At 62.7% G+C, this 13747-nt stretch carries 15 protein-coding genes; all 15 read left to right on the top strand.

All coding sequences use genetic code 11. The features are described from left to right. The 15 genes from HB630_RS06595 to HB630_RS06525 all read left to right on the top strand — a co-directional run bounded on the left by HB630_RS06595 (nt 1) and on the right by HB630_RS06525 (nt 13326). Nucleotides 1-879: a polysaccharide deacetylase family protein gene (locus tag HB630_RS06595; protein WP_213771020.1), complete on the top strand. Its 879-nt coding sequence runs from the start codon at nt 1-3 to the stop codon at nt 877-879. A 13-nt stretch (nt 880-892) separates the two neighbouring features. Further along, nucleotides 893-1744: a branched-chain amino acid ABC transporter permease gene (locus HB630_RS06590; RefSeq protein ID WP_213771017.1), complete on the top strand. Its 852-nt coding sequence runs from the start codon at nt 893-895 to the stop codon at nt 1742-1744. Next, nucleotides 1741-2709 carry a branched-chain amino acid ABC transporter permease gene (locus HB630_RS06585; protein ID WP_213771014.1) on the top strand — a complete coding sequence of 323 codons (969 nt, stop codon included), beginning with the start codon at nt 1741-1743 and terminating at the stop codon, nt 2707-2709. The genes HB630_RS06590 and HB630_RS06585 overlap by 4 nt, the downstream gene beginning before the upstream one ends. Before the next feature lie 28 nt (nt 2710-2737). Beyond that, nucleotides 2738-3988 carry an ABC transporter substrate-binding protein gene (locus HB630_RS06580; protein WP_213771013.1) on the top strand — a complete coding sequence of 417 codons (1251 nt, stop codon included), beginning with the start codon at nt 2738-2740 and terminating at the stop codon, nt 3986-3988. A gap of 60 nt (nt 3989-4048) precedes the next feature. Continuing rightward, complete coding sequence (locus HB630_RS06575; protein ID WP_213771011.1) at nt 4049-4804, top strand: ABC transporter ATP-binding protein; 756 nt, start codon at nt 4049-4051, stop codon at nt 4802-4804. After that, nucleotides 4797-5501, top strand: coding sequence for an ABC transporter ATP-binding protein (locus HB630_RS06570; protein WP_213771009.1), 705 nt, complete (start codon nt 4797-4799; stop codon nt 5499-5501). The genes HB630_RS06575 and HB630_RS06570 overlap by 8 nt, the downstream gene beginning before the upstream one ends. A 78-nt stretch (nt 5502-5579) precedes the next feature. Further along, nucleotides 5580-6584, top strand: coding sequence for an amidohydrolase family protein (locus HB630_RS06565; RefSeq protein WP_213771007.1), 1005 nt, complete (start codon nt 5580-5582; stop codon nt 6582-6584). Nucleotides 6585-6750: 166 nt separating this feature from the next. Next, nucleotides 6751-7233 (top strand): RidA family protein, encoded by a 483-nt coding sequence (locus tag HB630_RS06560; RefSeq protein ID WP_213771005.1) that lies wholly within the window; start codon nt 6751-6753, stop codon nt 7231-7233. Nucleotides 7234-7295: 62 nt separating this feature from the next. Then, nucleotides 7296-7742 (top strand): RidA family protein, encoded by a 447-nt coding sequence (locus tag HB630_RS06555; RefSeq protein WP_213771004.1) that lies wholly within the window; start codon nt 7296-7298, stop codon nt 7740-7742. 26 nt (nt 7743-7768) lie between these two features. Further along, a complete protein-coding gene (locus HB630_RS06550; RefSeq protein WP_213771002.1) occupies nt 7769-9325 on the top strand; it encodes a sugar ABC transporter ATP-binding protein in 1557 nt (518 codons plus the stop codon). Continuing rightward, nucleotides 9325-10335, top strand: a complete 1011-nt coding sequence (locus HB630_RS06545) for an ABC transporter permease (RefSeq protein WP_213770999.1) — start codon at nt 9325-9327, stop codon at nt 10333-10335. Before HB630_RS06550 ends, HB630_RS06545 begins: the two co-directional genes overlap by 1 nt. 37 nt (nt 10336-10372) lie before the next feature. Continuing rightward, nucleotides 10373-11359 (top strand): substrate-binding domain-containing protein, encoded by a 987-nt coding sequence (locus HB630_RS06540; protein ID WP_213770996.1) that lies wholly within the window; start codon nt 10373-10375, stop codon nt 11357-11359. Between the two features lie 90 nt (nt 11360-11449). Then, nucleotides 11450-11617 carry a hypothetical protein gene (locus HB630_RS06535; protein WP_213770994.1) on the top strand — a complete coding sequence of 56 codons (168 nt, stop codon included), beginning with the start codon at nt 11450-11452 and terminating at the stop codon, nt 11615-11617. Further along, complete coding sequence (locus HB630_RS06530; protein ID WP_213770991.1) at nt 11614-12546, top strand: urea carboxylase-associated family protein; 933 nt, start codon at nt 11614-11616, stop codon at nt 12544-12546. The genes HB630_RS06535 and HB630_RS06530 overlap by 4 nt, the downstream gene beginning before the upstream one ends. A 180-nt stretch (nt 12547-12726) precedes the next feature. Next, a complete protein-coding gene (locus HB630_RS06525) occupies nt 12727-13326 on the top strand; it encodes a cupin domain-containing protein (RefSeq protein ID WP_249780707.1) in 600 nt (199 codons plus the stop codon). The last annotated feature ends 421 nt before the right edge of the window (nt 13327-13747 follow it).

Below are 13747 nucleotides of genomic sequence, written 5' to 3'. Positions count from 1 at the left end.
ATGCTGCCAACCGAACGCATCGCCTATTCGCCGATCGCTTCCCGCCCGCCCCTGAAACTGCCGAACGGCGCGCGCATGGCGGTCTGGGTCATTGTCAATGTCGAGGAGTGGGACGCCAAGCAGACGATGCCGCGCACCGTGCTGACGCCGCCGGCCGGCGGTTCGCCAAGCCCGGATATCCCGAACTGGGCCTGGCACGAATACGGCAACCGGGTCGGCTTCTGGCGCATGCTCAAGGTGTTCGACGATTTCAAGGTGCCCGGTGTGCTCGCCATCAACGGCTCGGCACTGGAGGCCTATCCGCCGATCGTGGACGCGGCAAAGGCGCGGAACTGGGAATTCATGGGCCACGGCTTTACCCAGCGCAACATGCAGAAGGTGGAGAACGAGCGGGAAGACATTCGCAAGACCGCGGATGTCATCGCCGCCGCGACCGGCAAGCGGCCGCGCGGCTGGCTCGGCCCCGGCCTGACCGAGACCTGGGAGACGCCGGATCTGCTCATCGAGGAGGGATATGAATATGTCGCCGACTGGGTGTTGGACGACCAGCCGGTCTGGCTGAAGACGGCCACGAAACCGATCATCAACGTGCCCTATACGCAGGAGTGCAACGACGTCGCGATGATGCTGATCCAGCATCACAAGGCGTCGGAATATTATGACCGCGCCATCGACCAGTTCGAGCAGATTTACGAGGATGCGGCGGAATCCGCCCGGATCATGGCATTGGTTGTGCATCCCTACATCATGGGGGCGCCGCACCGCCTGAAATATTTCCGCCGTATCTTCGAGACGATCCGGAAGAGGCCGGACGTGGCGTTCATGACCGGAGAGCAGATCCTCGACTGGTACCTTTCCGTGGGGCCCAAAGCGCCGTAGGCACACATCAGGGATGAGCGTCTTTCAACTCCTCAACGGACTGACCTTTGCCGCGCTTCTGTTTGTGGTGGCGAGCGGCTTTACGTTGATCTTCGGGTTGTTGCGCATCGTCAATCTGGCTCACGGCGCGCTGTATCTGTTCGGCGGCTATATCGGTTTCACCGTCGCGGCCAGGACCGGCAGCTTCGCGCTTGGCGGCCTTGGCGCGATGGTTGCCATCGCCGCGATCGGTTTCGTGCTCGACCAGGGCCTGCTGCGCTTTGTCCGCGGCCACGATCTGCGACAGGTGTTGCTGACGCTCGGCTTTGCCTTCGTGCTCGACGATCTGGCGCTGGTGATCTGGGGCGGCGACAGCTTCACGGTGCCGATCCCGCAGATGCTGCGCGGCGGCTTGCGCGTGTTCGGCGTGTTCTATCCGACCTATCGCCTGTTCGTGCTGCTCACCGGCGTGGTCGTGTTCGCGGTGCTCTGGCTGTTGCTCAATCACACCCGGTTGGGGGCATTGATCCGCGCCGGCGTCGACGACGCCGAGATGGTGGAAGCCTCCGGGGTCAATATCCAGCGCGTGTTCCTGGTGACGTTCCTGCTCGGCTCGGCCCTGGCCGGCCTTGGCGGATTGATGGGAGGTGCCTTTCTCTCGCTGTATCCGTCCGCCGACGCCGAGATCCTGGTGTTCAGCCTCGCCGTCGTTATCATCGGCGGACGCGGCAGTCTGGTCGGCGTCGGCATCGGCAGTCTGCTGGTCGGCATGCTCAACACGATCGGCCAGGTGATGTTCCCCGAACTGGCTTACTTCGTCATCTTCGGTCCGATGGCCGTGTTGCTGGCGTTTCGTCCGCTCGGCCTGTTCGGGCGGCCTGCATGATGACAGCGCCAGCCGCATCAGCGTCGAAGAGCTTTGCCGGCATGACCGGTCGCGCGGCGCTGATCGCCATTATTGTCGTCGCCGCTGCGGCTTCGTTGCCGCTGGTACTGTCGAGCTATCAGGTCGGGCTCGCCACCGAAGTCCTGATCTTCGGCATTCTCGCGATGTCGATCGATATCCTCGCCGGGTTCGCCGGCCGCACCTCGCTCGGCCACGGCGCGATCTTCGGCGTCTCCACCTATGTGGTCGTCTATGCGACGGCGCAGGCCGGGTTGCCGCCGGCGGCGGCCTTTGCCGCCGGCGTGCTGGCCGCGACCTTGGTGGCGATGATCTTCGGTCTGCTCGCGGTGCGCACCTCCGGCAGCTATTTCCTGCTGCTGACCTTGGCGCTTGGCATGATCGTCTGGGGCATCTGCCTGCGCTGGACCCAGATCACCGGCGGCGAGAACGGCATCCGCGGCGATGTCCGGCCAGCGGCGCTACTGAACAACAATTCGTTCTATTGGACGGTATTGGCGGGGACCGCCATCGTCACCTTTGCGGTGTGGCGCTTCGTGCGTTCGCCCTTCGGACTGACGCTGCGCGGCATCCGCGACAGCGAAAGCCGGATGCGCAGCCTCGGTTACAATGTGCCGCTGCATTTGTTCATCGGCTTCACCGCATCGGGCTTCTTCGCCGGCATCGCCGGCGCGCTGTATGCGATGTTCAACAATTTCGTCAGTCCATCGACGGTGGCGCTGGCGCAGTCGGTCGAGGGCGTCCTGATGATGGTTGCCGGCGGCGTCGGCACGCTGTTCGGCGCCTTCGTCGGCGCGGCCGCGATCATCGCGCTGGAGAACGTCGTCAGCACCTATACCGAGCGCTGGCAAATGGTGCTTGGCGTCACTTTCATTGTGATCATGATCTTCGCTCCCGAAGGCATCATCGGCAAGCTGAATGCCATCCTGATGCGCAAAACGCGTTAATCGAATGCTTTCACGAAAGGATATCGCGATGAACCGCAGACAATTCCTGAAAACCACCACGGCGGCGCTGGCCGTCACCGGTGCCGGCTCCTGGCGCGGCGCCCATGCGCAGGACGCTCCGATCAAGATCGGTCTGCTGGCGCCGCTCACCGGCGTGGTGGCGTCGGGCGGCAAGGAAATGGTCGAAGGCGTGCAATTCTACCTTGAACAGGTGAACAGCCAAATCGCCGGCCGCAAGGTCGAACTGGTGATCGAGGACGACGCCTCGAATCCCGACACCGCGTTGCAGAAAGCGCGCCGGCTGGTCGAGCAGAGCAATTGCCATATGCTGATCGGGGATCTGCTCGCCAATACCGGGCTCGCGGTTGCCAACTACGTCAAGGGCACCGGCACGCCGTATTTCATTCCGATCATCGCCGCCGACGATCTGACACAGCGCGCCCGCATCAGGAACGTGATCCGCGTCGCTGGCTACACCGCCAGCGAATTCACCCATCCGCTCGGCGACTGGGCGCTGAAGCAGGGCTACAAGCGGATCGCCACCATCAGCCAGGACTACACCTTCGGCCACGAGCAGTGCGGCGGTCTTGCCCAGGTATTGACCGAAGGCGGCGGCGAGATTGTCCAGCAATTCTGGCATCCGCTCAACACCGCGGACTTCAGCCCTTATCTCGGCCAGCTCGCGGACCTCAAGGTCGATGCGATCTTCGCCATGGAAACCGGTGCGGATTCGACCCGTCTTATCCAGCAATATGCCAGCTTCGGTCTGAAGAAGACGCCGCTTCTGATGGCGATGAACGGCACCGACCAGTCGGTGATCCGCACGCTCGGCGAGGAATGCGAAGGCATCATCTCGCCGGCCCATTTCGCCGAAGGTTCGGACAATCCGGTGACGGCGAAATTCGTCAAGGATTATGAAGCGAAATACGGCAAGATTCCCTCGCTGTACGGCTTTTCGATGTATTCGGGCATGATGTGGATCGACGCCGCAGTGAAGAAGATCGGCGGCAAGGTCGAGGACCGCGACGCCTTCATCGATTCCGTGCTGACGACCGAACTGGTTGACTCGCCGCTCGGCAAGACCGTGAAGTTCGATGCCTATGGCAACCCGATTTATGACGTCTACATCCGCAAGGTGGTGAAGCGCGCCGACGGCAAATTCTGGAACGTGCCGATCCAGACCTACCCGAACGTCTCCCAGTTCTGGAAATACGACCCGGAAACCTATCTGAAGCAGCCGCCTTATTCGCGGACCTTCCAGGGCATCAAGAAAGCCTGAACTCTCCGGCATCGGGATGCGGCCGCCACGGCCGCGTCCCGTCTCATATAGGCAATATTCGTGTCCGAACCGATCCTGACGCTGGTGGATGTGGCGGTGGCTTTCGACGCCTTGCGGGCGGTCGACGGCGTCAGCCTGACCGTGCCCCGCGGCCAACGGCGCGCCATCATCGGCCCCAACGGCGCCGGCAAGACCACGCTGTTCAACGCCATCGCCGGTGCCGTGCCGCCGACCTCGGGCAAGATCCTGTTCGATGCGCGCGAGATCACGCGGCTGCCGCCGCATCGCCGCGCGCAACTCGGCATTTCGCGAACCTTCCAGATCACCAATTTGTTTCCGACGCTGAGCGTCCGGGACAACATGGTGCTCGCGCTGCGCGGTCTGTCGCCGCGCAAATTCTCGCTGTTCGGCAAGCCCGACACCGACGAAGCCGAAGCGCCGCGCATCGCCGCGGCGCTGGATGCCGCGCGGATCGGCGGGCGTGCCGACGCCATCGTCAAGGAAATGTCCTATGGCGAACAGCGCCAGCTCGAGATCGCGATCGCGCTGGTGACCAGGCCGACCATGCTGCTGCTCGACGAGCCGGCTGCCGGCCTGTCGCCGGCGGAGCGGTCGATGGTCGCCGAAATCATCCGCTCGCTCGACCGCGACATCACCGTGGTGCTGATCGAGCACGACATGGACCTCGCGCTCGGCCTTGTCGACTACGTCACCTGCATGTTCGAGGGGCGCGTCCTTGTCGAGGAGCCGCCGGAAGCCATCCGCCGCAACGCAAAGGTCCAGGAAGTCTATCTTGGGAAGCCGCGTCATGCTTGAGGTCAGGAATCTCCACAGCGGCTATGGCGAGGCGGTGGTGGTGCGCGGCGTCTCGCTTGATGTCGGCGCCGGCGAAATCGTCGCGCTGCTCGGCCGCAACGGCATGGGTAAGACCACCTTCATCCGTTCGATCATGGGGCTGACGCCGCCGACGATCCGCTCCGGAACCATCCTCTGGCGCGGCGAAAGCCTGGTCGGCCTGCGCCCGCACGATATCGCCGGCCGCAGGATCGCCATCGTGCCGCAGGGAAGGCGGCTGTTCCCGTCGCTGACCGTGACCGAACATCTCACCATGCTGAAGAGCGCGCGGGCGAAGGACGGCTGGACCGTCGATCGCGTGTTCGGAATTTTCCCGCGTCTCGCCGACCGCCGCCACCATCGCGGCGGCCAGTTGTCCGGCGGAGAGCGCGGCATGCTCGCGGTCGGCCGCGCGCTGATGATCGATCCGGAATTGATCCTGATGGATGAGCCGTCCGAGGGGCTGGCGCCGGTGACGGTGCAGCATCTCGAACAAATCATCGTCGATCTGAAGCGGGAAGGGCTGTCGATCCTGCTGGTCGAACAGAATCTCTACAGCGCATTGGCCGTGGCCGACAGGGTGTATGTGCTCGAGACCGGGCAGGTGGTGCATCAGGGCGATGCCAGGGAATTGAGTCAGCAGCCCGATCTGTTGTTCCAGCGCCTCGGCGTGCAGTGAGCAGCGTCATGCGCACAGATCCGCCGATCGCCGTCGCGGACCTCTGGTCGCCAAATTGAACCAAGCAAAGTGAGCCACATGCCCATTATCGATATGCACACCCATGCCATCAGCAAGCGCGTCGATCCGCTGGTCGCCGGCCATTACGATCCGATGGACAACCCCTATCGCCGCGACATGTCTCCGGAGAGCCGGGCCACCGACGCCGAGCAAGGCAGATTGCTGCCGAGGCTGATGCTCGATGTCGGCGCGCGCCGCGAGGTCATGCAGCGGATGGGCGTCGATTTTCACGTCATCGCGCCGGCCCCGGCGCAGCAGCATTACTGGGCGGACGAGCTGTTGCAGGTGGCGTTGTCGCGGGCGCAGAACGAAGACGTCGCCGCGCTGGTTGCGCAGGATCCCGCTCGTTTCGCCGGCATGGGCACGCTGCCGATGCGGTTTCCGGGCCGGGCGGTCGAGGAAGCCGTGCATGCGGTCGAGACGCTCGGCCTGCGCGGATTCCAGATCGACACCCGCGTCGAGACTCTCGAATTGTCGGACCCTGTCTTCGATCCTCTCTATGCGCGGCTGGCGAAATTGCGCGTGCCGCTGTTCGTGCATCCGCTCGGCTTCTCGCACGGCCAGCGGTTGGGCGATTTTTTCATGGTCAACAGCCTCGGCCAGCCGATCGAGGAAGCCATCGCGATATCGCATTTCATCCTCGGCGGCGTGCTCGACCGCCATCCGGAGCTCGACATCGTGATCGCGCATGGCGGCGGCTTCTATCCGTTCTATGCCGGCCGGATGGATCACGCCTGGAAGGTGCGCCCCGAGGTGCGGCGTCTCACCGCCGATGCGCCGTCGAGCTACCTGAAGCGGCTGTGGTTCGACACCTGCGTTTTTCGCGCCGATCTCGTCGACGCGCTGGTGGCGATGGTGGGCGCCGACCGGGTGATGATGGGGTCCGATTATCCGTTCGATATGGGGGACCAGGACCCGGTCGGCCTCGTGAACAGCGCGGGGCTGTCCGATGCCGATCGCGACAAGATCACCTTCGGCAATGCGAGCCGGCTGTTCAAGATCGCGGCGCCGAACGCGTCATGAGGCGGCGGCCCTGAGCTGGGCCGCGCGCTGATGCATGAAGCGACAGATTGATGCTTAAAATGTCGTCATACGTGCATATTAAAGTAACTTGCGTGGCACGCATGTCTCTGTAACGATTGCGTTACGCTCCAATGAAGGATGCGCAATTCGTTGATGGGGTAGCGGCGTGACGCAATCACCTGCCGGAAATATCGCGAAGCCGCTGTCGCGCTATGCTCCGTTCCGCCGCGCCGGAGATACGGTGTTCTTCTCCGGAATCATTGCCGCCGATCCGACCACCTTGAAGGTGATCAAGGGATATTCCGATCTGCCCGAGGACGCGCGGCGGCTTGCCGGCGAGACCGGCGAGATGTCCACCGACATGAAGGAAGGCCCGATCGCCGCGCAATCGTGGTGGATCTTGAACAGTCTTCGTCTCACGGTCGAGGCGGCCGGCGGCACGCTCAACGACGTGGTGAAGCTGACGCAGTATTTCAGGAATCTGCGGGACTTTCCGGTCTACAACCGGATCCGGACGTCCTTCTTCGCCGATGCGCCGGCGAGCACTGTGGTCCAGGTCTCGGAGCTGTTGCCGACGCCCGAGACGCTGCTCGAAGTGGAGGCCGTCGCCTACATCCCGATGAAAAATCCAAAGGACGGACGCGGATGACCGGGGTCATTCCCCGAGCCGCGTCCGCCAGTTCCTCAACATCCGGACAGGAGAACTCAAGAATGACCATCATCACGGGAGTGCAGCCCCGTCCCGAAGAAGCGCACAACATGCCGTATGCCCCGGCGGTTTATGTCGAGGCGCCGGCCGGCTTCCTGTTCCTGGCCGGCTGCACGGCGTCGCCGCTTTATCACAAGCATCCGCATGTGCCGGAGGAGCATGTGCTTCCGGACGACATTCGCGAGCAGACGCGGCGCGCGCTGGCCAATATCAAGATCATCCTCGACAGCAAGGGATTGACCTGGCGTCACGTCGTCAAGCTGACGAAGTACCTGACCGACATGCGCGAGATGGACGCGATGTACGAAGTGCTGGTGGAGCATTTCGGCGACTGGGTGCCCGCGGGAACGCTGGTCTGCATCAATAATCTGAGCGCGCCCGGCGCGAGGATCGAGCTCGACATGATCGCGGCGGTCCCGTTCGGCGTGACGGCTCCCGGCGCCGCATGAACAATTCCTTCCGGTCAGAAGCGGCGGTGACACCGGATTCTGGCCGGGAAACAAGTCCGCTGGTCGTCCTCGACAATCTCGTCAAGGACTATCCGGGCGTTCGCGCGCTGCGCGGCGCTTCGATGGATCTGCGGCGCGGCGAGGTTCATGCCCTCGTTGGTGAAAATGGCGCGGGAAAGTCGACGCTCATTCGAATCCTGTCGGGCGACGTGCTGCCGGACGGCGGGTCGATCGCGATCGATGGCAGGCCGGTCGTCTTTGCCGGACCGATGGACGCGCGAAGGCACGGGATCGTCACGATCTTTCAGGAATTGATGATCGTTCCCGAACTGACGGTGGCGGAAAATATTTTCCTGGGCAACGAGCCTGCGTCGTTCGGAGCCTTCTATTCCCGGCGTGAGGCGGAGCGCAGGGCTGCCGAAATTCTCCGGACATTGGGAGCCGGACTCAATATCCGGCCCTCGCAGCAGGCGGGAAGCCTGTCGACCGCGCAGAAGCAATTGGTCGAGATCGCCCGTGCGTTGGCGTTGCGCGCACCGGTCATCGTCATGGACGAGCCGACTGCGGCGCTTTCGGAAAAAGAGGCGACCGCCCTTCGCCAGCTCATCGTCCGGCTGAGATCCGAGGGAACGTCGATCCTTTATGTCTCGCACCGCCTTGACGAGGTGATGGAGATCGCAAATCGCGTCACCGTGCTGAGAGGAGGCGAGCGGATCGCCACCCTCGATATCGGTGCGATTGCCGGGACCGGCGAATTGATCGGTCTGATGGTCGGCCGGCCGCTGGCCGAGCTGTTTCCGCCGCGCAACGCGAAGGTGGGAGAGGTCGCCTTCAGCGTATCCAATCTGACGCGGCGCGGCGTGTTCGAGGACATCAGCTTCAACGTCAGGGCCGGCGAGGTGGTCGGCTTTGCCGGACTGGTCGGCGCTGGCCGGACCGAAGTAATGCGCGCCATTTTCGGCGCCGACGCGCCGGACTCTGGCGTCATCCGAAAGAAGGGCCAGCCTGTCGATATCCGCCGGCCGCGCGACGCCATCGCATCCGGCATCGCCTATCTGCCCGAGGACCGGAAGGACCATGGCCTCGTTCTTTCGATGTCGGGAGCAGAAAACGTCGTGATGGCCTCGCTCGGGAAATCCTGCACCGCGGGGATCGTCTCCTGGAAAGCCGTGCGCCGGAACGCGCAGGATATCGCCGGGCCGTTGCAATTCCGGGGGCAGCTCGACGCGCTTGCCGGTACGGCTTCGGGCGGCAACCAGCAAAAGCTGGTGATCGGAAAATGGGTTCTGACCGGCGCGGACGTCCTCATCTTCGATGAGCCGACGCGGGGCATCGATGTCGGCGCGAAAGCGGAAGTGTATCGCCTCATTCATCGCCTGGCTTCGGAAGGTGCGGCCGTCATTCTGGTTTCCTCCGAACTGTCTGAACTGATGAATGTCTGTCACCGGATCTATGTCATGTCGGGTGGACGCATCCTGGACGAAGTGTCCCAGGAGGAGTTTGACGAACAGCGTATTCTCGCCGGCGCATTCGCCGCCCATCTGGCGGGCAAGCCGGCATCCCTTATGGCGGGGGCGGCGTGATGATGGGCCTTTCGGAAAGCGCCGACAAAATATCCACGGAAAGCGGCGGCCGCTTCGTGCCGGTCGCGTTTCTCCAGCGCTATGGCCGCGAGATCGGTCTTCCCGTCATCGTGGTCATCCTGACGATCGTGTTTTCAGCGAATTCGGAGGTGTTCCTCTCGCTGCCCAATTTCAGGAATATCGGCGTGTCGGCGGCAGCGCTCGCGGCGGTCTCGTTCGGCCAGACCTTCGCGGTCCTCACCGCGGGCCTCGATCTGTCCGTGGGGTCTATCGTGGCCCTGGTCAGTATCGTCGGCGCGATCGTGATGCGCGACCACGGCATCGCCGCGGGAATGGCGGCTTCGCTTGCGACCGGCGCGCTGGTCGGCCTGGTCAACGGCATCGTGATCACGCGGTTCAAGGTGTTTCCCTTCATCGCCACGCTGGCGATGATGTCGATCGTCTCCGGGCTTGCGCTTAGCCTTAGCGGCGGGGTGGCGGTAACCGGCGTGCCCGGCGCCTTCGCCGATCTGGCCTATGAACTTATTCTTGGCGTTCCGGTTCCAGTCGTCATGGCGCTGGCCGTTCTGCTGGTTGCATATGTCATTCTCGGTTACAGCCGGCTTGGCCGCCGGATCTACGCTGTCGGAGGCAATGAAGAGGCGGCGCGCCTGTCGGGGATTGAAGTCCGCGGCATCAAGGTCGCGGCCTATATTCTCAGCGGACTATGCGCGGCGGTGGGATCGGTCATTCTAACGGCGCGCGTGGCGTCGGGCCAGCCGTCGCTCGGCGCCACGCTTCCGCTGGAGTCGGTGGCCGCGGTTGTGCTCGGAGGAATTTCGTTGTTCGGCGGCCGCGGCTCCGTTGTCGGCGTCGCATTCGGGGTGCTGTTCGTCAGCATTCTTTCAAACGGTCTGAATCTGCTGAACGTCCCGTCCTACACGCAAATGATGATCATCGGCGGCGCGCTGATACTCGCGGTGGCGCTCGATCAGGTCTTCATCGGCTCGCGCATGGGCCGGAAAAGCTGACGATCTTTACTTGGTACCTCATCACAGGAGAACGACAATGCAAAGGCAATATCGCAGGTTCGGCAGGGCAGGTTGGGTCGGCATCATCGCTTCGATCGGCTTGGCTTTGTCTGCCGGACAATCAACCGGTGCGGCCGCCGAGAAGGTCGGCGTATCCATGCCGAACATAAAAGGCCCGTGGTTCACGCCGGTCCTGTACGGCATTTCCGACGAGGCCAAGAAGCTGGGCTACGACGTGGTGATCGAGGATGCCGGCGGCTACGCCAATGTCGACAAGCAGGTCAGCCAGTTCTCCAACCTGGTGGTGCAGAAGGTCGCCGCGATCCTGATGGACCCCGCCAATCCCGCTTCGTTCAACGGCGTGGTGCGGCAGGCCAAGGCCGCGAAGATTCCGGTGATCGGCGCCGGCAGCCCGATCGTGGCGAGCGATGTCGATGCGGATGCGGCGGCTTCGTCGAGCCATTGCAATGTCGGCCATGAGCTTGCCAAGGGCGCGAAGACGTTGCTGCCGAACGGCGGCACGATCGCCGTATTGGCGGGGCCTCCCGGCGCGTTCTGGGCGTCGGACCGGCTTCGCTGCTTCAAGGAGGATATCGCGGGCACCAATCTCAAGATCGTCGCGGAGCAGACCAGCGAGCAGGATCCGGCGATTGCGCTCTCGCTTGCCAATGACTTCCTTCAGCGCTTCCCGAACGTGGATGTGATCTATGGCGCCGACGACACCTATGGCGTCGGAGCGGCGCGCGCGGCTCAGGGCGCGCAGAAGTGCGGCAAGGTAAAGGTGCTGTTCGCCGTGCTGGGAGAAGCCGCCGAAGAAATGATGCGGGCCGGTTGCGCTGACTATGTGGTGGCCCAGCAACCGGTCGCGATCGGCCGCTCGGCCATCCGGATGATGGATGCCCTTGTGAAGGGCAGGCCGCTTGAGAAGAAAAAGGACGAGGTGGCGTTGATCCCGGTGACCGCGGCCAACCTGAATTCGATCGACAAGACGAGCATGCAGGCGCCGAAAGGCTGGACCCCGTAACGCCGGTCCGGCTACTCCTGCGCCGGGCGTGGCGCAGGAGTAGCTGTGTCCAGCAAGATTTCGCCAAGAGAATTACCGGGAAAATTCGTCATGACAGAAGCCAGGATCCGGCTGCGTTTGAACCAGCAGCAGCTTGAATTGATCGACAACAGCGTTAAGGCCGGCGAAAGCGGCGGCCGGGAAGAACTGGTGCTCCGGGCTCTCCGCGCGTTCGCCGCCGACCATCTTCCCCCGACCGACAGGGAGAAGGCACGATGACATCCCCGCAACGAAAGACCTTGCAGGAACTCACGATCGAGCCCGGCACCGGCAAGGCGCTGGAGCTTCGGCGCGGTCAGGTGTTGCGGATCGAGCAGACCAGCGGACGCCAATGCGCCGATTTCAACTGCTTCAATCTGCACGACTACAAGGAGTTTTTTCATACCGGGCGGACGCGCCATCTGCACGGGCTGCACCCCACCAAGGGTGACTTCCTATGGTCGGCACCGCCACGCGAGCGGCCGATGATGGCGATCATCGAAGATACGGTTGGGACCAACGACGTGCTCTACCCGCGATGCAGCGCGTTTTTGTTCGAGTACCATTATGGCCTGCCGGTGCATACGAACTGCCACGACATCCAGGCGGAAGCGCAGCGCGAGTTCGGGCTGACGCCTGACGACGTCCACGACTCCTTCAATTTCTTCATGCATACCGGTGTCGACTCGGGCGGCCGCCCGTTCATCGCGAAGAACACCGCAAAGCAGGGCGATTACGTCGAACTGCTGGCGCTCATGGACGTGCTCGCCGTTCCCAATGTGTGCGGTGCCGACGTCATGATGACCAGCGACTTTGAATTGAAGCCGCTCAAGCTGACGGTCTTTGAAGGCACGGATGCGGACTGGAGCCGGGTTTCCGAATTTCCACGGTTGAAAAATCAAAGGAGCCCCGCGGACTTCAAGGTCAAGAATATCAAGGCGGACCGCGAGCTCTACCGGGATCCGGTCTATCGGCCCGAATTCACCAACGTTCCACTCGTGATTTCAGAGCTTGAGGTCACCTTGTCGGCCGAAGAGCTCGGCTGGGTTCGCCAGCTCAAGGCCACGGGAAAGTATGGCGAAACCGATGCGGAAGTCCTGCGCTACGCGTTTTTTACGTGGTGGATCGGGCAATTCATGCAAGGGCCCAAGCATGCTTCGTCGACCTGATCCGGCAGATATGTTCCGGGTCCGGAATCGGTAAAAGCAGAAAACCATTGCAAAATCGGATCTTCGATGCGAATCGGATAGGCCGTTTCGAGGCTCTGCCGCGATTTGCGAACAGGCTTGCGGTCGCTATGAACCGCGCACCGTGCGGCGGTGTAACACCGGGGATTCCAGGGACGGGCAATGGTTGCTGCGGTTAAGAAAAAGGGCCACGTCGATACCCCGGAAATTCGCGTGGGCCTCAAGATGAAGCACACGCGCCTTCTCAGGGGCCTGACGCTGAAAGAGCTTGCCGAACTGGCGGAGTGTTCGGAATCGCTGCTCTCCAGGGTTGAAAACGGCAACGCCAATCCCTCGATCAAGACCATGCATCGTGTCGCATTGGCGCTCGGCATGCCGGTATCCGGGCTGTTCCAGGAGAACGGCGACGTATCGGATGTCGTCCTGCGGCAGGGAGAACGTCCGACGGTGATCACCGACCAGGTTCGACGCGGCAAGGGCACCACGCTGGAGGCGCTGATCCCGAGCGGGCGCGGCAATCTGCTCTCCGGTTATATCAACGATATCGAGCCGGGCGGCGGCAGCCACGGCGTGATCCAGCATGAGGGCGAGGAGTTCGGTTACGTCCTGGACGGGGAAATCGAATTGACCGTCGACGGCCGAAAATATCAGCTGCGGCCCGGCGACAGCTTTTATTTCCGCTCCGAGCGGCCGCATACCTATGTCAATAATCGCAAGAAAACGGCCCGCGTCCTTTGGGTTAATACGCCGCCGAGCTTTTAGAGCGTTTTGGATGAAAGCCTGCCCCGGACTTGGATAGCGGGGTGGGTTACCGGGTCGCGTGAAGAAAACGCGTCAAAGCAAGAATTGAGAACTTCGGCTTTGATTCAATCAGAACCGATTCTGCTCTAACCCCGGCGTCAGGTGGCTCTGTACCGAACACGACACGAATGTCGGAAAATAGACATCTTCTAAACTGTCCGTCCTAAATAACGGTTTCGAGCTTCGGCTAATGGGTGACTTCGGGCCCGAAACGCCATTTCGTGGGTTGGCCCGGATCGTGCAAAACATCGTGTGTCGGAGAATACTTCCGGCGATGCGCCGCGGGTCGTGCGGCGCCGCCATGACCGTTGACACACTCGATGCTGAACCCGACCGGATGATCCGGATTGGATGAAGCGCCGGAGGATGCGTTGTGCTCTGT

The sequence above is a fragment of the Bradyrhizobium sp. dw_78 genome, from assembly GCF_018449525.1.
Classification (GTDB): domain Bacteria; phylum Pseudomonadota; class Alphaproteobacteria; order Rhizobiales; family Xanthobacteraceae; genus Bradyrhizobium.
The sequence above is the reverse complement of the archived record's forward strand: the minus strand, read 5'-3'. Positions and strand labels throughout refer to the sequence as shown.